At 72.3% G+C, this 20748-nt stretch carries 18 protein-coding genes and 1 pseudogene; 15 read left to right on the top strand and 4 right to left on the bottom strand.

From position 1 onward, the window contains the following. Positions 1-450 precede the first annotated feature (450 nt). Together GD748_RS14090 and GD748_RS14085 are read left to right on the top strand one after the other, a co-directional pair. The gene (locus GD748_RS14090) at positions 451-675 is read left to right on the top strand and encodes a hypothetical protein (protein ID WP_152195856.1); all 225 of its coding nucleotides are present in this window, start codon (positions 451-453) and stop codon (positions 673-675) included. Between the two features lie 87 nt (positions 676-762). Further along, positions 763-3300, top strand: a complete 2538-nt coding sequence (locus GD748_RS14085) for a bifunctional anthranilate synthase component I family protein/aminotransferase class IV (protein WP_152195855.1) — start codon at positions 763-765, stop codon at positions 3298-3300. A 263-nt stretch (positions 3301-3563) separates the two neighbouring features. Here GD748_RS14085 and GD748_RS14080 read toward each other — a convergent pair whose 3' ends face one another. Beyond that, a complete protein-coding gene (locus GD748_RS14080) occupies positions 3564-4169 on the bottom strand; it encodes a class I SAM-dependent methyltransferase (RefSeq protein ID WP_152195854.1) in 606 nt (201 codons plus the stop codon). A gap of 196 nt (positions 4170-4365) precedes the next feature. Between GD748_RS14080 and GD748_RS14075 the strand changes: the two genes are divergently transcribed. The 9 genes and pseudogenes from GD748_RS14075 to GD748_RS14035 all read left to right on the top strand — a co-directional run bounded on the left by GD748_RS14075 (position 4366) and on the right by GD748_RS14035 (position 11140). Beyond that, entirely contained in the window at positions 4366-5088 is a 723-nt protein-coding gene (locus tag GD748_RS14075) for a GIN domain-containing protein (RefSeq protein WP_152195853.1), read from the top strand. A 214-nt stretch (positions 5089-5302) separates the two neighbouring features. Beyond that, complete coding sequence (locus tag GD748_RS14070; RefSeq protein ID WP_152195852.1) at positions 5303-6124, top strand: NAD(P)H-dependent oxidoreductase; 822 nt, start codon at positions 5303-5305, stop codon at positions 6122-6124. Positions 6125-6258: 134 nt separating this feature from the next. Further along, on the top strand, positions 6259-6714 hold the full coding sequence (locus GD748_RS14065) for an SRPBCC domain-containing protein (protein ID WP_152195851.1): 456 nt from the start codon (positions 6259-6261) through the stop codon (positions 6712-6714). Positions 6715-6993: 279 nt separating this feature from the next. After that, entirely contained in the window at positions 6994-7320 is a 327-nt protein-coding gene (locus GD748_RS14060; protein WP_152195850.1) for a hypothetical protein, read from the top strand. Then, positions 7317-7871, top strand: a pseudogene (locus GD748_RS20270) (putative T7SS-secreted protein); the annotation flags it as partial. The gene GD748_RS14060 and the pseudogene GD748_RS20270, both read left to right, overlap by 4 nt. A gap of 788 nt (positions 7872-8659) precedes the next feature. Beyond that, complete coding sequence (locus tag GD748_RS14050) at positions 8660-9340, top strand: hypothetical protein (protein ID WP_152195848.1); 681 nt, start codon at positions 8660-8662, stop codon at positions 9338-9340. A 7-nt stretch (positions 9341-9347) separates the two neighbouring features. Beyond that, the gene (locus GD748_RS14045; protein WP_152195847.1) at positions 9348-9959 is read left to right on the top strand and encodes a hypothetical protein; all 612 of its coding nucleotides are present in this window, start codon (positions 9348-9350) and stop codon (positions 9957-9959) included. Then, positions 9944-10672 (top strand): hypothetical protein, encoded by a 729-nt coding sequence (locus GD748_RS14040; protein WP_152195846.1) that lies wholly within the window; start codon positions 9944-9946, stop codon positions 10670-10672. The genes GD748_RS14045 and GD748_RS14040 overlap by 16 nt, the downstream gene beginning before the upstream one ends. Before the next feature lie 90 nt (positions 10673-10762). Continuing rightward, positions 10763-11140 (top strand): cupin domain-containing protein, encoded by a 378-nt coding sequence (locus GD748_RS14035; protein ID WP_152195845.1) that lies wholly within the window; start codon positions 10763-10765, stop codon positions 11138-11140. A 66-nt stretch (positions 11141-11206) separates the two neighbouring features. Here the strand turns inward: GD748_RS14035 and GD748_RS14030 are convergent, their stop codons facing one another. Both GD748_RS14030 and GD748_RS14025 read right to left on the bottom strand, forming a co-directional pair. Then, entirely contained in the window at positions 11207-13915 is a 2709-nt protein-coding gene (locus tag GD748_RS14030) for an ATP-dependent DNA ligase (protein ID WP_152195844.1), read from the bottom strand. A 143-nt stretch (positions 13916-14058) separates the two neighbouring features. After that, a complete protein-coding gene (locus GD748_RS14025; protein ID WP_152195843.1) occupies positions 14059-15360 on the bottom strand; it encodes an MFS transporter in 1302 nt (433 codons plus the stop codon). Here GD748_RS14025 and GD748_RS14020 point away from each other — a divergent pair. Beyond that, a complete protein-coding gene (locus tag GD748_RS14020) occupies positions 15347-16459 on the top strand; it encodes a LacI family DNA-binding transcriptional regulator (RefSeq protein WP_152195842.1) in 1113 nt (370 codons plus the stop codon). The two genes, GD748_RS14025 and GD748_RS14020, sit on opposite strands and share 14 nt — an antisense overlap. A gap of 183 nt (positions 16460-16642) precedes the next feature. On the opposite strand, the gene GD748_RS14015 is transcribed toward GD748_RS14020, so the two are convergent. Then, on the bottom strand, positions 16643-17290 hold the full coding sequence (locus tag GD748_RS14015; protein WP_152196213.1) for an HAD-IA family hydrolase: 648 nt from the start codon (positions 17288-17290) through the stop codon (positions 16643-16645). 148 nt (positions 17291-17438) lie between these two features. Between GD748_RS14015 and GD748_RS19980 the strand changes: the two genes are divergently transcribed. The 3 genes from GD748_RS19980 to GD748_RS14005 all read left to right on the top strand — a co-directional run bounded on the left by GD748_RS19980 (position 17439) and on the right by GD748_RS14005 (position 20748). Next, on the top strand, positions 17439-17591 hold the full coding sequence (locus tag GD748_RS19980) for a hypothetical protein (protein WP_226921389.1): 153 nt from the start codon (positions 17439-17441) through the stop codon (positions 17589-17591). 221 nt (positions 17592-17812) lie between these two features. After that, positions 17813-19462 carry an ABC transporter substrate-binding protein gene (locus GD748_RS14010; RefSeq protein WP_152195841.1) on the top strand — a complete coding sequence of 550 codons (1650 nt, stop codon included), beginning with the start codon at positions 17813-17815 and terminating at the stop codon, positions 19460-19462. A 209-nt stretch (positions 19463-19671) separates the two neighbouring features. Beyond that, positions 19672-20748 carry an ABC transporter permease gene (locus GD748_RS14005; RefSeq protein ID WP_405002688.1) on the top strand — a complete coding sequence of 359 codons (1077 nt, stop codon included), beginning with the start codon at positions 19672-19674 and terminating at the stop codon, positions 20746-20748.

Raw genomic sequence — 20748 nt, 5'->3', positions numbered from 1 at the left:
GCCTCTGACGCACGACGGGTTCCGACGCGTCACGAGCACCCTGCACCCCTGACGCAAGACGACCCCCGAAGGGGCACGAGCATTCCGCACCCCTGACACAGGACGCCCCGCGAAGGTCACGAGCATTCCGCACCTCTGACGCGCGACGAGGCTCCGGGGGTCACGGCGCCCAGCAACTTGGCCGTGCGGGAATCGATCTCGCCGCCCGCCGCTTGACTACGTAGCGGCCGATGGAGCTCGGTTCGGCAACCCGCACCACCCTTGCTGACATGCTCTGGAATATGTAACCTGTACTACACGTTCTTCCGGTTACAACAGCAGGCCGACCACCCCGTAGACCTGGTCACGACGGCGCGAGCCGTCGCACGACAACGGCGTCCCCCGTGGCGCCGGACGGCGGACGGCACACCACCGCCGCCGGACGAATGACGATCGACAAGGACGAAGATCGTGAACGTCTACCTCGGAGAACCGCACGAGGTTCTCGCCAGGATCCACCACGACGAGCTGATCGCCGAGGCACAGCACCACCGTCGGCTGCGCGAGCTGCGCGCCGAGGACCGCGAGGTCCGTGCGAGCCAGCTGCGCCGGGCGTTCCGCCGGGTCTCCGCGGCGCTCGCGCTCCACCCGGAGGGCGGGGCTGACGCCCGGTACCGGGCGCGCCCGACCAGCTAACCGGAGCGCTCCCGGACACGGAGGCCGGCACGATCCGGACTACGCTCTGTCCGACCGCCGCCACGCGCCTCCGGCCGGAAGACGACGATGAGACCGACCGACACCGAGGTGCCAGAGCTCGGCACCGAGACGAGCCCGACCCGGCTGGCCCGCGCCCTGCGGGACCGGCCGGGTCTCGTCGTGCTCGTCGGCGACTGGTGCGACGGCGGCGCGGTGATCGCCTTCGACCCGCTCACGACGCTCGAGCCGGGGGCGGACCCCTTCACCACCCTGACCACGGACCCGCTCGCATCGAGCGACCCGCACCCCGACCGCTCCCCGGCCAGGCCTGCGACCGACTCACCGGTCGAGCTTCCGGCCGGCTCCCCGCCCGAGCCTGCGACTGACTCGCAGACTGTGCTTCCGGCAGGCCCGCAGGCCGAGCTCCCGGCAGACCCGCGGGCCGAGCCGGCGGAGCGAACGACGACGTCGCCCGTGCTCGGCGGCGGGTGGATCGGCTACCTCGGCTACCAGCTGGGCTCCGCCGTCGAGACCCTGCCGGCGCCACCACCGAGGCCGGCCCCGCTGCCGGACGCGCACCTGGGCTTCTACGACTGCGTGCTGCGCCGTGATGCCTCCGGGCGCTGGCTCCTCGAGCACCTGCCCGGTGCTGATCCGCATCGGGTGGAGAACGCCCGCGCCGCCGTCAGGCACGCGGCCGGCACTCTCGCTGACGCCGCGCCCCCGAGGGGCCGGCCGAGAGCCGACATGTCGGCGGCTCCTGAGAACGGACGGGCGCAGCCGTACCGCGTCGGACCGGTGACTTCCGACGCCTCCGGGGCCGAGCACGCCGCCACGGTCGCCCGCGCCCAGGCGCACATCGCCGCCGGGGATGTCTACCAGGTCAACGTCTGCCGTCGGCTGTCCGCGGACTTCAGCGGCGACCCGCTCGACCTGTTCTGCGCCGGCGTCGAGACCCTCAGGCCACGATTTGGGGCGTTCCTCCGGCTGCCCGACGGCGCGGTCGCGAGCCTCTCCCCCGAGCTCTTCCTGCGCCGCACCGGCCGCGCGGTGCTGACGTCCCCCATCAAGGGCACCGCCGCCCTCGACGCGGACCCGGCGGCGCTGTCGGCGTCGGGCAAGGACCGAGCCGAGAACGTCATGATCGTGGACCTCATGCGCAACGACCTCGGCCGGGTCGCCGTGCCGGGCACCGTCTCGGTCGACGCCCTGGCCCGGGTCCAGGAGCACACCGGCGTCCGCCACCTCGTCTCCGACGTCCGCGCCACCCTCCGCGCAGGCACCGACGACGGCGACCTCCTCCGGGCCACCTTCCCGCCCGGGTCGTGCACGGGCGCCCCCAAGGTGCGGGCGATGGAGATCGTCAACACCCTCGAACGCTCGGCCCGCGAGGTCTACACGGGCGCCGTCGGCTACGCGAGCCCGCAGGGGCTCGTGCTCAATGTGGCGATCCGGACCTTCGAGTTCGCGGCCGGCCGCGTCTGGCTCGGTGCCGGCGGCGGGGTGGTCGCCGAGTCCGACCCCGACGACGAGGCCCACGAAACGCTGGTCAAGGCACTGCCCCTGCTGGCAGCCGTCGGCGCACGCCTCGACGACGCGCTCACGGCGGAGTGGGCCGGCCACCTGGCCCGGCGTAGCGAGCGAGCCCGTCGTCGCCCCGACCTGGCAGCAGGCACCAGGCCCGTGGCCGGCTCCCACCCTGCCGGCACCAGTCCCCTGGCCGGCACCGACCCTGCCGGCACCAGTCCCCCGGCCGGCCCCGACCTGGCAGCCGACATCAGTCCCCCCGTCGACACCGACCCTGCCGGCACCAGTCCCCCGGCCGGCACCGACCGTTCCAGCACCGACCCTGCCGGCACCGACCGTTCCAGCACCGACCCTGCCGACATGGACTCGACGGTCGGCGTCGACCCGGCAGCGGGCGTCTTCACCACGATGCGGGTCGACGACGGCGTCCCGGTCGACCTCCCGGCCCACCTCGGCAGGCTGAGCAGGAGCGCGGAGGTGTTGTACCGCCGACCGCTCCCTGAGGACGTGGTCGACCGGGTCCGCACGGCCGCCGCCGAGCTGGGATCGCACCGGCTGCGCGTCGACGCCGCGCCGGCGGGGGACGACCTCAGGATCGATCTGTCGTGGGCGCCCCTGCCCGCCGGCCCACCGGCGCCGTGGCGGCTGACGCCGGTGGTCCTGCCGGGCGGGATGGGCGCGCACAAGTGGGCCGACCGGTCCCGGCTCGATCTCCCCTCCCCCGACGGCGCCCCCTGGACCGCCTCCCACGAGCCCCTCCTGGTCGACGTCGACGGCTCCGTCCTCGAGACGGGCCGCGCCAACATCTACCTCGTCGACGCCGACGGCACCGTCCGCACGCCCGCGCTGGACGGACGACTGCTGCCCGGCGTCACCCGTGCCCGCGCCCTGGCCGTGCTCGCCGAGGCCGACGTGCCCGTCGTCGAAGGGCGGCTCTCTCTGCCCGACCTGGCTGGAGCACGGGAGGTCTTCGTGACGAACGCCGTCATCGGTGCGCTGCCGGTGGTGGCCGTCGGCGGGATCGGGGCATGGCCGCCGGGGCCGGTCGCCAAGCTCCTCGCCGAGCACCTCCGCTCGTCCGCAACAGCCCATACCTGACGCGGCCGAGCCGTCTCACGGGCGGCGTCGACGCTGCGGAGCAGGCGACAGCCGGCCGTGGCCGGGGACGTCGAGGTCACCTTCGCGGTCGTGGGCAGACGCTGCCGCCTCGGACGCCCGCCCTGGACCTGGACCTGGACCTGGACCTGCCCTGGACCTGGACCTGCCCTGGACCTGGACCTGCCCTGTACCTGGACCTGGACCTGGACCTGGACCTGGCCACCCACAGCCGACCGAACAGCCGGCGCCACCGCCGGTTAACCTCACTCGCGCCGACGGACGGCGACGATCGCGCCGTGCGGTCGCGCTCCCTCGTCGGTCCGCGTGTGACGGCCGGTCACGTCGAACCCCGCCGCGGCCACCCGGTCGGCGAGCTCCTCGACCGGCCATCGGTACGCGGCGGTCACCGCGTGCTCGAACGGCTCCACGGCCGGCCCCTCGAAGAACCCGATCAGCAGACCGCCACCCGGCGCGATCGCTCGTGAGGACTCACGCAGCTGGGCGTCGACGTCATCCGGCTCGGTATGGATCAGGGAGTACCACGCCAGGACTCCGCCGAGCGTCCCGTCCTCGACCCCGAGCGCGTCCGCCCGGCCGACCCGGAACGGAACGCCCGGGTACCTCTCGCGGGCGCCGTCGATGAACTGCGCCACCGGATCGACGCCCTCGGCGTCCACACCGGACCGGCGCAGGAGATCCGTCCAGTGGCCAGGACCGCACCCGACGTCGAGCACCCGCCCGACCAGGCCCTTCGCCCAGGCGAGCACCAGCTCGCGGTCCGGCCCCGCAACCGCATCGATCGACCCCAGCACCGCCGTGTACTCGGCGGCGCGCGCCGCATACGCCCGCCGGACCCGGTCAGCCACCACGCGCCGACCCTACGGGGCGTCGGCGGGATCGCCCGGACCTGAGGTCCAGGCCGAACGCGCGGCACGGGTACCAGTCCGGGACCGGCTCAGGGAGATCTCAGGGTCGCAATCAGGACCATGGCCGATACCGGCGCGTCAACGGTGCGGGAAGACTCGAGGCATCACCGAGTCGAGCCCATCACGATCGAGGTCCCCGATGTCCCTGCACCCCACCACCAAGGCGCTCCCCCTCCTCGCGACGGCGGCACTGGTGCTCACCGGCTGCGCGTCGATCGGCAGCCCGTCCGGCCCGACGGTCACCGAGGACCACGAGGTCGACGCCGCCGTCACGGCCGTGCACCTCGAGGGCACCGGCGACCTGAGCATCCGCACCGGCGAGAGCTCGTCCCTGACGGTCACCGCCCGCGAGAGCACCCACGAGCGGCTCGTGACCGACGTGCGCGACGGCGTCCTCGTCCTCGGCATCCGCAGCGGCGCCTTCCTCGGCGACGTCGGGCGCATCGAGTACGAGCTGGTGCTGCCCGAGGTCGACGGGATCACCGTCGAGGGCACCGGCGACGTCGACGCCGTCCTGACGCCGACCCGCAGCCTGCGCGTGGCGGTGGACGGCACCGGGGACGTGCGCGCCGAGGGGGTCGACGTCGAGGACCTGCTCGTGGAGATCGACGGCACCGGTGGGATCACGCTCCTCGGCACGGCCGGCGCGCAGTCGGTGAGGATCGACGGCACCGGCGGCTACGATGGCACCGAGCTCGAGTCCGAGGACGCGGTGGTGGTCGTGAACGGCACGGGCGGCGCGGACGTCCATGTCACCGGGGCGCTCGAGGCCCAGGTCGACGGCACCGGCTCCGTCACGCACTCCGGTGGGGCAGAGGTGAACGCGTCGGTCGACGGGCTGGGCGACGTCCGAGAGCGCTGAGCGACGTCGAGAGCGTCGAGCGACGGCGGCCTCTCGCCGTCGCGGGCTGGTGCCCCTCCGTCAAGCGTATGAACTCCGCCAACCGCCGCCCGAGATCCTCCGCTCTGCCGTGACGTCGTGACGCCGTGACCTGAACGCACCGGACGTCGCGCGGGAAGGTGTGACCGTGGTGGGGTGTTTGCGCGGGAGACGACGACCGACCTGGAGGTGCACGGTGCAGGTGCTGTGGGTGTCCGCCCATCCTGATCCGCGTTCGTTGAACGGCGCGCTGCGCGACGAGGGTGTCGCCGTGCTGCGGGCGCACGGCCACGACGTGGTCGAGTCCGACCTGTATGCGATGGGTTGGGACCCGGTCGTCGACCACGACGACTTCGGGCACGACCCCGCCGAACGGCTCGACGTCCTCGAGGAGTCGCAGCGGGCGCTGGAGTCGGGAGGCCTGCGCGCCGACATCCGTCGGGAGCAGGACAAGCTCCGACGCGCGGACACGTTGGTCGTGCAGTTCCCGCTCTGGTGGTTCGGGATGCCGGCCATCCTCAAGGGCTGGTTCGACCGCCTGTTCGTGCAGCGCTTCGCCCAGGGCGTGCTCGACCCGCGCACGGGTCGGGCGCTGCGCTACGGCGACGGCGGCCTCGTCGGCCGGCGGGCCATGGTCGTCACGACCGTCGGCGCGAACGCGGCGACGACCGGACCGCGCGGGATCCACGGAGACATCGACGACGTGCTGTTCCCGATCCTGCACGGGACGCTCTGGTACACCGGGATGACAGTGGTTCCGCCGCTGGTCGTCAACGGCGCCGTAGGACTGTCGCAGGCGGGCTTCGAGTCCGCCGCGGCACTGCTCCGCGACCGCCTCCTGACGCTGCCAGATACCGAGCCCGTCCCCTACCGCCACCAGAACGGCGGGGACTACGACGAGCACCTGGTGCTCCGTCCGGACCGAGCAGCCGGCCAGGAGGGCATCCGGATCCACTACGCAGAGTCCGACGCCCGGGCGTGCGAACGGACGGGGAGCGCGACCGAGGCCCGGCGGTAGACGGCGGAATCGTCGACCACCCACGCTATCGATCTGGTGCCGCGCGTCACGCGCGCCGGACGAGCCGCCAGCACTGCTCGCCCTCACACCCGCGCCGGACCGGTAACGTCGGGGCCACAGCCGAGGAGGAGCTCATGGACGTCGACGAGGACCCGTACGCCCCGGTCGTCAAGGTGGTGACGGTGCCGTCGGACGCCGGCACCGCCTTCGCCGCGTTCACCACCGACCTGGAGAAGTGGTGGCCCTTCGACGAGCACTCGGTGGGCGAGGTCGCCAGAGGCAGGGTCACTTTCGGCACGGCGGCCGGCGAGCCGGTGACCGAGCACCTGATGGGCGGCAGCCCTGAGACCTGGGGCACGCTCACCCGCTGGGAGCCGCCGGCCGTGTTCGTCATGACCTGGCACCCCGCCCGGCCGCCCGCGATGGCCACCGAGCTCGAGGTCCGCTTCACCGAGACGGCCGACGGCACGCGCGTCCAGCTGCGCCACACCGGCTGGGAGCACCGCCAGGACGGCGGGACGGCCCGTCGTGCGTACGACACCGGCTGGGACATGGTCCTCGGGCACTACGTGGCTCACACGACCGGTTGACGGACCCGGCGTTGCGCGCGGCCGTCACCTGCGGGTGCCGTGCATCCCGCCGCCGCAGGACGTGGGCCCGTGCGTCGGGCGCCGCGGGACGTGGGCCCGTGCGTCCGGCGCCGCGGGACGTGGGCCCGTGCGTCCGGCGCCGCAGGACGTGGGCCCCTGCGTCCGGCGCCGCGCCGATGGGGAGAAGTCCCCGTGCTCGTCCCTGGTTGCGGACACATCCTTCCGGCAGAGTGAGGCGCAGCCGGGTGCCGCGGGCACCCCTGACCGCGAGGAGCACCCATGGACGAGGAACTCCGGCTGGACACTGAGCTCCTGCTCGAGACCGCCGACTCGCTGTCGGTGACCCGGGAGGAGTTCGCCGCCGGGACCGTCGGTGACAACCCCGGCCTCGGGGACGCCGTCGGCAACCCGCGCCTGTACGGCAGGCTCAACTCCTTCCAGAACAGCTGGAACGTCAGCCGCGAGCGCCTCGTGGAGTCCATCGACGTGCTCGGCCGCACCATGGTGACGGTGGCGGAGGCGTTCGCAGAGCTGGACGCCGAGCTCGCGAAGGGGCTCGGCGCCGGCACGCCGGGCGGGGCGGCCAACGCCCCGAGGGCGGTATGACCACCCCGCGCCCCTCCGGCTGGGAGGTCACCGAGTACTACCCGTCGGACCCCGTCCCCGGTGATCCGGAGGCCGTGCGCGCCTATGCCGGCGGTTACCGCGAGATCGCCGAGCACATCGCGGCGGCCGCGCGCGGCCTGCGTGACATGGACAGCATTAGCATGCAGTCCAAGGCCGTGGAGAAGTTCCAGGAGCGCGCCCGCGAGCTCGCCGGCGAGATCGAGAAGGCGGAGCCGCTCTACACCGGCACCGCCGCTGCCCTTCAGACCTACGCAACCGGCCTGGACGACGCCCAGATCAAGGCCGACGCCGCACTGACCGCAGCCGCCACGGCGTCGGAGGCGGCCACCACTGCGCGCTACACGCGGATGCGCGCCCAGGAGGACGTCGAGCTCGCCGGCTCCGACCCCGCCGCCCGCGCCACCGCCCAGGAGGCGCTGACCGCCGCAAGCACCGCCGTCGACGGCTACGAGGCCGACTTCCGGGGCGCCGTCGACACCATCCACGAGGCTGTCGGCGACTGGGAGGACGCGGCCACCGCCGCCATCAACGCGATCGAGGAGATCGCGGACGGCAACGCTCTCAAGGACAGCTTCTGGGACAAGCTCGGCGACTTCGTCGGCGATCTGGTCGACTTCCTCGAGGCTGCCCTGACCTGGATCTCGGACATCCTCGACAAGTTCGAGATCCTGCTCCTCGTGGCGTCGATCGTGCTGCTGTTCGTCCCCGGTGGCGGGCTGCTGGTCATGGCGCTGCGGGTGCTGACGCTCATCGGGAAGATCCAGCGGGTCGTCAAGATCGCCAGGACGACCGTCGACATCATCCAGGTGGTGCGCGGCAAGAAGTCGGCGATCGAGTTCCTCACCGGTGTCGCCAAGGGCCAGCTCGGCAAGCTGTTCGGCAAGGGCATCAACAAGGTCGCCGGCGGGGTCCTCGACCGGGTCCTGGCGCGCACCGGTGCCGGGACGCTCTTCTCGCCGTCGACGCTCGCCCCGAACGAGCTCGAGATCAGGGCCGTGCCCGGCACGTTCCGGACCGGCAACGCCAACTTCGTGCGCATGTCCATGCTCAACGACAGCTACGGCGGCGCGTACACGAACGGCGAGTTCGCCCGGCTGGCCACCCAGGCCGGCGGCACCGAGGGCGCCGCCCACCTCGCGGACTGGGGCGTGGGCCAGGGCCTGGACGCCGGCACGGACTGGGTGAACAACGAGCTCACCGAGTACTCGCTGTCCAACGGCGGCAACCCCTACCTGTTCGACTGGAACGACCCGCTGGGTGAGCCGCAGCCCTTCGGCGACTACCGTGGCCAGGTGCGCGAGACGCTGGGAGCGACGCCGTGAGCGAGCGGATCTACACGATCACCGTCCCGCCCGGCTGGGCCCGGCTCGAGCTGGGGCAGGACGTCGACGCCCAGGTCGAGTCGCTCGTCGCCCGTCTCACGACCGGTGGGGCGCGCGACAGCGCCCCGCTCGTGCGCCGGCGCGTCGCCCGGGACCTCCGCGCGCTCGTCGACGAGGCCGCCGGCAAGGGGGCCCTGGATCTCCTGGTCCCGGTGGCCCGGGTCGAGGGACTCACGATCCCGGCGTCGATCATGGCGACCCTGGTGACGGTGCCCGCCACGCACGCCTCGCAGGAGGACGTCCTGCTGGGGATCGCCGCCCGGGACAGCGCGGCCAAGCCGCTCGCGGTGGGTGACCAGGTGGCGCTGCGGACGGTGACCCGCCGGGACGTCACCGGCTCCCTCGCGACCGCCGTCGCCGCCACCGAGGCCGAGCTGACGAGTGCCGGTGCGCCCGCCGGTCCCCTGGCCCAGCAGGTCCTCGACGCCGACGTGGAGCCTGCCGTCGGCGCGCAGAGCCGCCACGTGCGATACCTGCTCGCAGTCCCCGGGAGGCCGCGGCAGTTCCTGACCCTGACGCTCGCCGTGCTCGAGCCGGCCGACGATCCCGACGCCGAGCTCGCCGACGCCCTCACCGAGCTCGCGGACGCCATGGTCTCCACGCTGCGGTGGGTGTGACGTGGGCGTGAACGTCTCCCCCGACCCGCGCGTGTGGGTCGGCGTGCCGATGGCCTGGCCGACGGCGGTGCACGCCTCGGCCCAGGAGTGGGCCGCCGCGACGGCCGCCGCCCTGGTGGCCGACCAGCAGCTGGACGAGCCCGAGACCGTCGAGCGCCTGGGTGCGGTTCTCGCCGCCGTCGCCGACCTCCCGCACCCCGACCACGTGCAGGCCTGCTACCTCCACCTGCCGGACGTGCACGGCGCGCTCATGCTGCTGGAGATCTCCGCCGTCGCGACCGACACAGCGGCGAACCGCCACCTCCTGCACCGCGGGCTCACCGACGCCGACCGGCCGGCCGAGGTGGGGGCCGTGCAGGTCGAGGACGGCGAGCTCGCCGACGGGTGCAAGTTCCTGCGCGTGCTGCGCTTCGAGCGCGCCGGCGACGGCGGACCGCTCGGCGGGATCCTCCGTCACGCGGTGCGCCAGCACGTCGGCCCGCACCGGGCCGTCGACGTCACCACGACGATCAGCGGCACGGACATCGAGGGTCTGCTGCACGCCGTGGTGGACGTCGAGACGATGCTCGAGGACATGACCTGGACCGAGGAGAGGGAGACGGCGTGGGTGAGGGACTGAGCACGGGGACGATGTGGCTGCTCGGCCTGGGGCTGGTGGTCGTCATCGCCGTGGGCGTCTGGCTGCAGACCCGCAAGGAGAACCGGTTCCAGGAGAGGAAGCAGGGCATGGCCCGCCGCGGGGGGTGGCAGCGCCTGCCCGTGCGGGTGTCGACCGAGGACTGGTCCGGCGCACCCTTCCGGCCGGACGAGCGGTCCTACGCCTCCGAGGTCACGGTCGCGGACCGGGACGGCCTGCGCGTGTTCTTCCTCGACTACACCTTCGAGTCCACCGACCAGATCATGGCCGACGGTCGCGACGCGAAGCACAGCCACCTCGTGGTCGGGGTCGACCTGCCGGCCTCGCTGCCGGAGGTGTCGTTCGACACCGGGCTCGTCGCCGGTCTCACCACCGCCGTAGGTGGGCAGGACGTCACGGTCGGGCACCCGGAGATCGACAGGACCTGGCGGATCACCTCCCCCGACGAGCGGTTCGTCACCGACCTCGTCCGTGGCCCCGTCGCCGACGCGCTGACGGACCCGGCGCTGCGGGGCGCCCGGCTCCGCATCGTCGGATCCTCCGTGCTGCTGTGGGACAAGGGTTTCGACCTGGACAAGGTGCCCGGCACGGTCCAGCGGGTCGAGCCGGCGCTGGTCACCCTGGCCCGCGCGATCCCGGAGCAGGTGCTGCGCGCCCACGGCGGACCACCTCGCCCCCTGCTGCCCGCGGCCTGAGCCGCCGGCGGACGTCCGGCGCTCCCCCACGCGCGTCCGGCGCCGGCATGGCCTTCCATGAGGGTGACCGACCCGACGGAAGGATCTGCCATGTACACGCTGACCCGGGCGCAGGACCAGCCGAGCACCGGCGGGCGGACGCGACAGTTCATCGGCGAGCGGTTCGGCGCCGGCGTCTCGTTCTACCTCGTCGACGACGACCCCGGTCACGGCCCTGCCCTGCACCGGCACCCGTACACCGAGACGTGGCTGGTGCTCGAGGGGCGGGCGACGATCACGGCTGACGGCCAGGAGGTCGACGCCGGTCCGGGCGACATCGTCACGGTCGCGCCGCGCACACCCCACAAGTTCGTCGCCGCCGGCGACGCCCCGCTGAAGATGGTCTGCATCCACGCCTCGCCCACGATGGTCGAGGAGACGCTCGACGACGACGGCACCGGCCGGCCGGTATCGGACGGACGCGAATAGGGGCTCGAGTCGTCTCCGGACGGACCGGCGTCGCACGATGGAGAGTGCGGCGCCCCCGCGTCACCGTCACCCCGGCGCCTCGACCACCACGTCCCCCGGTGCCTTGTCCGGGCGCCACCCGCGCCACCTCGGGTGGCGCATCCGCCGGTCGGTGGTCCACTCCGACAGCTCAACCTCCGCGACCCGCTCCGCACTCACCCACCGGGCGTCGCGGGCATCGAGCCGAGGCACGCCTGCCACCGGCGGGGTGTGCCGCTCGATCTTCGCGAGCTCGTCGACCCAGTCCCTGGCCTCGCGCTGGGTGAAACCCGAGCCGACCCGGCCGGCGTAGTGGAGCTCACCGTCGTCGCCGGGTACCGCCAGCAGGAGCGAGCCGACGGCACCGCCGCGGGTGCCCTGGCCGGGCCGCCACCCGACCACCACGGCCTCCTGGGTGAGCGTGTGCTTGACCTTCAGCCAGGCGCGCGAACGTCGACCGACGACGTAGCGGGAGTCGCGGCGCTTGGCCACGACGCCCTCCAGCCCCCACTCGTTCGACGCCCGCATGGCCGCCTCGATGTCGCCCTCGAAGGCGTCCGGCACCGCCAGCCGCGGGTGGCGGTCGGGATCGACCACCTCGCGCAGCCGCCGGCGGCGCTCGTCGTAGGTCTCGTCGACGACGTCCTTGCCGCCGACGGCGAGCACGTCGAAGAGCATCACGTGCACCGGCGCGCTCTTCGCCGCGGCGGCGATGTCGCGCGGCCGGGCGAGGTTGAAGCGCTTCTGGAGGCGCGCGAAGCTGGGCCGGCCCCGACCGTCCAGGGCGACGATCTCGCCGTCGAGCACCGCCGACGCGACGCCGTCGAGGCAGACGCCGACATCGGCAAGGTCGGGATAGAGCTTGGTGACGTCGTTGCCGTTGCGGCTGGTCAGTCGGATCTGGCCGCCCTCGACCTCGACGACGGCGCGGACGCCGTCCCACTTCATCTCCAGCGCCCAGTCGATGTCGTCGACGAGATCGCCCACCTCGCCTGCGCTGGCAAGCATCGGGCGGGGTGGTCTGCCGCGGAACGCCGGCCTCGCCGTCGTGCCGGGCGCCGCCGAGCTGCCGCCCGCGTCCCGGGCCCCTTCGCCGTCGTCGGCCTGCCCGTCGTCGCCACTATCCGGCTTTGCGCCGTCACCACCCTGCGGCTCTGCGCCGTCACCGGCGCGGACCCGGGCGCGCCCCGCCCCGCCCTTGGCACCGCCGCCGCGGCCGGCACCCCCGGACGCGCCAGCGTCCATCAGGTGGATGAGCCAGTGGTTACGCTCCCCCTCGCCGCCCCGACCGCCGGTATGGATGAGGGCGAGCTTGGCCGTGCGGCCGGGCCCGTCGGTCTCCAGCCCGCCGCCGGGCCGGCCCGTGAGGACGGCGATCACCTCCTTGCCCTCGTGCCACTTGTGCAGCTCGTAGGTGCCCTCGTCCCAGATCCGCACGTCGCCACCGCCGTACTCGCCCTGCGGGATGGTCCCCTCGAAGCTGCCGTACTCCATCGGGTGGTCCTCGGTCTGGACCGCCAGGTGGTTCTTCCTCCCCTCCAGCGGCACCCCTTTCGGGAGCGCCCAGCTGACCAGGACGCCGTCGTGCGCGAGGCGAAAGTCCAGGTGCCACCGGGAGGCGTGGTGCTCCTGGATGACGAACGACAGCTCCCCGCCCGAGTCGCCCACGGACGCCGGCACCGGCTCCGGGGTCCGGGACGGGTCACGCATCGACCGGTACCTGGCCAGCCGGTCCCCCGCCGCCCGGTCCGAGCGTCCCCCGGGCGCCGACACCCCGCCGGCCGCGACCACCTCACGCTCGGCCCGGGCGCGCTCGGCCGAGCCCGGGGTCCGCTCGCCGGGGTCGTGGTACGGCTCGTCCGGCTCGCCCAGCAGCACCGCCATGGGGTCGCCACGCTCTCCGACCAGCCGCAGCACCTCGGGGTACTCCAGGTGCGCGAGGTCCGGCGCGTCGAGCTCGGCCCAGGTCCGCGGCGCGGCCACGGTCGGGTGCGGACGGCCGCGCAGCGAGTACGGCGCGATGGTGGTCTTGGCGCCGTTGTTCTGCGACCAGTCGACCAGCACCTTGCCGCCCCGCAGGGACTTCTTCATGTCCGAGACGATCAGGTCGGGATGGTCGGCCTCCATGGCACGGGCCAGCTCGTGGGCGACGGCGTTGACCTCGTCGGAGCTGTGCGAGCCGTCCAGCGCGGAGTACAGATGGATCCCCTTGGAGCCGGACGTGACCGGGACCGGCTCCAGCCCCATTCCCCGCAGCAGCGAGCGGGCGAGGCGGGCCACCTCGGCGCACTCGGCGAGGCCGGCACCCTCGCCCGGGTCGAGGTCGAGCACGAGCCGGTCGGGGTGACGTGGCGATCCGTCGGAGCCGAAGCGCCACTGCGGGACGTGGATCTCCAGCGCCGCGACCTGGCCGAGCCAGGCGAGCGTGGCCCGGTCGTCGACCAACGGATAGGTCTTGGGCCCGCCCGAGTGCTGGATGTCTGCCCGCACCACCCAGTCGGGCGCCGACGACTCGAGGTTCTTGATGAAGAAGACCTCGCCCGGCTCCTGCGCGGTGCCGACGCCGTTCGGCCAACGCTTGCGCGTGGTCGCCCGCCCCGAGCAGTACGGCAGCATGACCGGGGCGATCTCGGCGAGGTAGGCCACGACGTCGGCCTTGGTGGTGCCGGTGGCCGGGTAGAGGACCTTGGACAGGTTGGTCAGCCGCAGCCGGCGCCCGTCGATCTGCACCGTCTCGGGCTGCTCACGGATGGCCATGCCTCATCGTGGCGTGGCGACCGGGGCGGTGCACGCGCGCCGCGAGGTGTGGCGTCCAGCCGGTCGTTGCCACGACGCTGGAGAGAACAGGTCACCTGAGTTCATGAGCCGATCGCTGGAGACAACTGTCGAGGTCGTCGAGGTCATCTAGCGGTTTGCGCTCTTTTCGCAGCCCAGGCGCTGATCGGTGCTGCTGTGAGGGTGAAGATCAGGCCGAGTGCGGCCACGCCGAGCAGCGCGCCGCGAAGGTCGCTGGTCTCGGCGAGCAGGCCCACGTAGGCCGGGCCGAGCAGGAAGCCGAGGTAGGCGGTGGCGGCGACGGCGGAGGTGGCCCGGCCGTGCTGAGCAGGGTCGGTGCCGCGCAGGCTGCGGCTCAGCAGCGTGGGGAACAGCGTCGCGGTGCCCAGGGCGGCCAGCACCAGCCCGACCAGGGCCACAGCGACCGAGGGGGCGGTGGCCAGCACCGCGCTGCCTGCGGTGGCGAGGATGCCTCCACCGAGCAGCATCGCGGTGGGGTGGCTGCGAGAGAGCGGCGCCAGGCTCAGGCGTGCCACCGCGGCGCTGGCGGCGAAAGTCGCCGGGGCTGCGGCCGCCAGCTGGGGTGAGGCGGCGAAGACGTCGGTGAGCATCACCGCTCCCCAGCTCTGGTGGGCGTTCTCGATGGCGTAGGCCAAGGCGGCGACCAGGCCGACGACCAGCAGCGGCGAGGTCGGGCTGATCCGGCGCAGCAGCCCCGCCCAGCCCCGTGCACCACGGGGCGCGGCCGCGCCGGAGCCTGCCGGTGCCACCTGCTCCTCACGGGCGCCTTCGCGAGCATCCACCCGGGCACCGGCATCTCCCTGGTGAGCCGGAACGTGCAGCGACGTGCTGGTCAGCAGGGCAACCGTTGCCAGGGCGAGCATCACCGCCGCGACCACGGCGAAGGCCCCGAGCAGTGACAGCTCCGCGCCCAGGAGGGCTCCGGTGGACAGGCTGGCGATGACCACGCCCACGGAGAACAGCCCGTGGGAACGGGTGAGCAGAGGCTTGGTGGTGGCGTGCTCTGCGCGCCCAGCGAGCGTGTTGATGGCCACGTCCGCGGCACCGGAGGCGGCGCCGACCACGAGCATCCCGATGACCAGCAGCACCATCCCGTCGGCGCCGGCGGTGATGAGCAGGCCGGCACCGGCGAGTGCCGCCAGCAACCATGCCGCCACGCGGAGCCCGAAGTGGTCCACCGCGCGTCCGGTCAGGGCCATCGCCGGCAGAGCCCCTAGCCCGACGAAGAGCAGTGCGGTGCCCAGATGGCCCTCGCTGACCCCGGCCTGGGTACGGAGCGTGGGCAGGGCAGCTCCCCAGGCGCCCCAGAAGGTCCCGAACGCGGCGAACGCCGCGTAGGGCGCGTAGGCGGCACGAGCGCCGACGAGGAGTGGGCGGGACGCGGAGGGTGCCATGTCTGAACTCACGGTCGTAACGTTACACAAGTATGCTGTCGATGTGTCCACACGTGCGCGGCTACGCCCCACCGTCAAAGATGTCGCCGCGCAGGCGGGGGTTGCACCGATGACGGTCTCCTACACCTTCAACCACCCCGCCCGGGTAGCCGAGTCCACCCGGACCCGGGTGCTCGAGGCCGCGGCCCGACTGGGCTACCGCCCCGACAGCACAGCTCGCGCCCTGCGCTCGGGGCGCACCCAGCAGCTGGGGGTGGTGGTCGGGGAACACCTGTCCTACCTTTTCGACGACCCGCAGGCGGCCCAGTTCCTGGCCGGGGTCGCCGACGTCTGCGTCAGCGAGGACCTCGGGGTGGTGCTGATCCCCACCCGCGGGGATGCCTCCGACGTCGACCGTGTGCTGTCAGCGGCAGTGGACGGTTACGTGCTGTGGACCACCGTCGCAGACGACCCGGTGCTGGCCGCCGTCGCGAGCAGCGGGCGACCCGCTGCTGTCCAAGGCGGCCCTGCCCACCCGGGGCTGGCGGTCATCGGGCCCGATGACCGCGCGGCGGCGGCAGCGGTCGCGGCGGCCACGCCCCTGGCCGAGGCGACCCCCGTCATCATCAGCTTCCCCCTGGACCGACGCCGCACCAGCGGCGCCCTGCGCGGCCGCGACCTGCCCCCTGACCTGACGGATCTGCAGGCAGTCCCCTTCCCCGTCACCGGGGCCCGTCTCGCCGGCTACCGCGATGCGCTGATCCAGGCCGGGCGGGACTGGGACGACGCGCGGATCGCCGTGGTGCAGCGCAACCAGCGCGAGCTGGGTGAGGACGCCGCCGCGATGCTGCTGGAGACGCTGGAGGACTCTGGCCCCGTCGTCGTGCTGGCGATGAGCGATGAGCTGGCGCTCGGGGCCCGCTCGACGGTGCGCCGCACGCAACGGGAGGTGATGCTCACCGGGTGGGACGGGTCGCGAGAGGCCACCACCTCGGGAGTCTGGTCGGTGGCGGCATCGCTGCGCGAGCAGGGTCGTGCGTGTGCGCGAGCGGCCCTGTCGGGAGAGCTCGAGGGGCACGAGGTGCCGTGGTCCGTGATCGCGCCCGAAGATCGGCCAGACACCGACCGGTAGGTGTGGCGAACGTGCCTCGCAAGCGGATCCGTCATTGGGACTGAGGCACTTGATCCGTCACTGGGACTGAGGCACGGGATCCGTACTGGGACCGAGGCACGCAGCAGGTGCCGAGCGCCGCGTTGGGATGCAGTGTGCGCAACAGATGTGTGCCGTGAGGTCTGGTGCCGTTGTTGCGACTGGTCACTTGGAGACGGCTACGTCCAGCCCAGAGGCGCTGCTGGCGACGGTGATGTCCAACAGAGTCTCCGCGATCGCATCGGCGTCGTAGAGCTCGGCACGAGCGTGGGAGGTGCATACGGCGACGACCGTTGCTCCTGCCGCTCGCCCGGCGGCGATCCCTGCCGGCGCGTCCTCCACGACCAAGCATCCCGCGGGGTCGACCCCGAGCTCCTCGGCAGCCCTCCGGTAGCCCTCGGGATCGGGCTTCCCCACCATCACGTCCGCCGCCGCGACCAGTACCTCCGGAACCGGCAGGCCGGCCGCCGAGAGGCGCGAACACATCAGCTCCCGGGAGCCGGAGGTCACCGCGGCCCAGCGCTCGGCGGGAAGGCCATCGAGGAGGTCTGCCGCGCCGGGAAGCGCGACAACACCGTCGAGGTCGTGCAGCTCAAGGTGCTCCAGCTCAGCCGCAGCCGCGACGACGTCCGGCTGTGGCACGAACATCGCGACCGTGTCCTCTGTACGTCGACCGTGACAGACGCGGAGGATCTCCTCGGCGTCAAGGCCGTGACGCCGAGCCCAGGTCCGCCACGTCCGCTCCACAGCGGGCGTGGAATCCACGAGCGTGCCATCGATATCGAACAGGACCGCGTCGACCACGTAGACCATCGGGGCGACGTTACCGCTACGTCGCGGGGCGACTGTGGACCGGCGGAGACGAGGGCCGATCCACTCCGACGGGAAGGCCGTCGCCGCGGCCACAGCCGTGCCGACGCTGCAAGGTCCCGCGGCATGCAGGACCAGGAGCTCGGCCCGGTTGACGATCAGCCCCAAGAGCCCGACCCCGTTGACGATCAGCCCCAAGAGCCCGACCCCGTTGACGATCAGCCCCAAGAGCCCGACCCCGTTGACGATCAGCCCCAAGAGCCCGACCCCGTTGACGATCAGCCCCAGTAGCTCGGCCAGGTGACGATCAGACCCAGGGAGCTCTGCCAGGTTGACGCTCGGCCCCAGGAGCTCCGCCAGGTGACGATGTGGTCACGGTTTCGCACTGCGGGCGCCCCATGTTCATGCCGCCGAACTGACATGTGTTAGACAAGTGCCCCAGCCGAGAGGCGCGTCACATATTACGGATGCACCTCGGCGGCCGGGCACAAGGTGTGTCCGGCCAGAGCGGAAGAGGACATCACCATGGCACCTGCTGGAAAGAGCCGCCGCGCAATGGTCTTCGGCGCCACCGCGGCCTTCGCTCTCGTGCTCGCCGGCTGCGCCGAGACCGAGGACCCGGACGGCGGCGGCGACGCCACCGGCGGGACCGACGGCGGCAGCAGCGAGGGCATCACCGTCGGCACGACCGACGTGATCACCAACCTCGACCCGGCCGGGTCGTACGACAACGGTTCCTTCGCCGTCCAGAACCAGGTGTTCCCGTTCATCATGAACACCCCCTACGGCAGCCCGGACGTCGAGCCCGACATCGCCGAGTCCGCCGAGTTCACGGCGCCCACCGAGTACACGGTGAAGCTCAAGGAGGGCCTGACGTTCGCCAACGGCAACGAGCTGACGGCGTCGGACGTGAAGTTCACCTTCGACCGGCAGATCGCCATCGCCGACCCGAGCGGTCCCTCCTCGCTCCTGTACAACCTGGACAGCGTCGAGGTCGTCGACGACCTCACCGTCGTCTTCCACCTCAAGAGCGAGAACGACCAGGTCTTCCCGCAGATCCTCTCCTCCCCCGCGGGCCCGATCGTCGACGAGGACGTCTTCCTCCCCGACGCCGTCACCCCGGCCGACGACATCGTCTCCGGCAACGCCTTCGCCGGTCAGTACGCGATCACGGACTACACCGAGAACGAGCTGATCCAGTACCAGGCGTTCGACGGGTACGACGGCGTCCTCGGCGCCGCCAGGACCGACACGGTCACCGCCCAGTACTACGCCGAGGAGACCTCGCTGAAGCTGGCGGTGCAGGAGGGCGACATCGACGTGGCCTTCCGGAGCCTCTCCCCCACCGACCTGGCCGACCTGCGCGAGGACGAGAACGTCACCGTCCACGACGGCCCCGGCGGCGAGATCCGCTACATCGTGTTCAACTTCAACACCCAGCCGTTCGGCGCCGAGACCGTCGAGGCGGACGAGGCGAAGGCGCTGGCCGTGCGCCAGGCGGTCGCCCACAGCCTCGACCGTGACGCCCTCTCGAACGAGATCTACAACGGCTCCTTCACGCCGCTGTACTCCTACGTGCCCGAGGGCCTGACCGGTGCGGTCGAGCCTCTCAAGGAGCTCTACGGCGACGGCGCGGGCGGCCCGGACGCCGACGCCGCCGCGGCCGTGCTCGAGGAGGCCGGTGTCGAGACGCCGGTGGCGCTGAACCTGCAGTTCAGCCCGGACCACTACGGCAACTCCTCCGACCTGGAGTACGCGCTCATCGAGAGCCAGCTCGAGGCGGGCGGTCTGTTCGACGTCACCCTCAACTCCTCGCTGTGGGACGCCTACGCCACCGAGCGCCTCACCGACTATCCCTCGTACCAGCTCGGCTGGTTCCCGGACTACTCGGACGCCGACAACTACCTGACCCCGTTCTTCCTGATCGAGAACTTCCTGGGCAACGGCTACGCCAACCAGGAGGTCAACGACCTGATCCTCGACCAGGCCACGACGGCCGACCCCGACGAGCGGGCGGGCAAGATCGAGCAGATCCAGGAGCTCGTGGCCCAGGACCTGTCCACCGTGCCGTACCTGCAGGGTGCCCAGGTCGCCGTCGCCGCCACGGACATCACCGGCGTGACGGACACTCTGGACGCATCGTTCAAGTTCCGCTACGCCGCGCTGGGTCGCTGACCGAGCGGACCTGCTGGACGGGATGCCGCCGACCGGCGGCATCCCGTCCACGCCCTGCGGGGGCGCCGACCACGCTTTGCGGGGGGGGCCCCCGACCATGCTGTGCGGAGTACCGTCCACGCCGTGCGGGGCGCCGACGTTCGCGGAGACGCGGCCGCTGATCGCGGAGGCGGGTACCCGACGCGGCCGAGGAAGAGGAGCAACACGCTGTGACGATCGTCGACGACAGGACAGTCGAGGCGGCCCCGGTGAAGGGTGGGGGTGGTTCCGGGCTCGGCCGCTACGTGCTGGTCCGGTTCCTGCTGATCATCCCCACGGTGTTCGTCCTGGTCACCCTGGTCTTCTTCCTCATGCGGGTGGCCGGTGACCCGATCACCGCCTCCGTCGGCGGTCGGCTGACCGAGGCGCAGCTCGCCGAGCGGCTCGCCGCCGCCGGGTACGACCGGCCGATCATGGTGCAGTACCTGGAGTACCTCGGACAGATCTTCACCGGCGACTTCGGCCGCACCATCACCGACAACCGCGAGATCAGCGACATCCTCGTCACCTACGGCACCGCGACCCTGGAGCTGGTGATCTACGCGCTGATCGTCGCCTTCGTCGTCGGGATCCCGCTCGGCATGCTGGCCGCGTACCTGCGCGACCGCTGGCCCGACGCCGTCCTGCGCGTGTTCGCGATCCTCTGCTACGCGACGCCGGTGTTCTTCTCCGGCCTGCTCCTCAAGCTCGTCTTCTCGGTGTGGCTGGGCTGGTTCCCGCTCTCCGGTCGCGCCAGCCCGGAGGTCCAGCTCATCCTCGGCCGGATCTCCGGCTCCACCGGCATCAACATCGTCGATGCGCTGCGCACCGGCCGGTGGGACCTCATCAGCGACATCCTCTCCCACGCCGTGCTGCCTGCCATCGCCCTCGGACTGCTGACTGCAGGCGTGTTCCTGCGCCTCGTGCGCACCAACCTCATCGGCACCCTCGGCCGGGAGTACGTCGACGCCGCCCGCTCCCGCGGCGTGCCCGAGCTCCGCCTGGTGCGCAAGCACGCCTACAAGCCGGCGCTGATCCCGATCATCACCGTGATGGGCATGCAGATCGCGCTGCTGCTGGCGGGCGGGATCCTCACCGAGACCACCTTCGAGTGGCGCGGCCTGGGCTTCCAGCTCGCCCAGTACCTCGGCTCCCGTGACTTCGTGGCGGTCCAGGGCATCGTCGCGATGCTCGCCGTGATCGTGGCGGTGACGAACTTCCTCGTCGACATCCTCGCCGCCCTCATCGACCCGAGGGTGAGGTACTGA

It is taken from the genome of Georgenia subflava (assembly GCF_009193155.1).
GTDB classification, from domain to species: domain Bacteria; phylum Actinomycetota; class Actinomycetes; order Actinomycetales; family Actinomycetaceae; genus Georgenia; species Georgenia subflava.
This window is presented reverse-complemented; position numbering and strand designations above follow the sequence as displayed.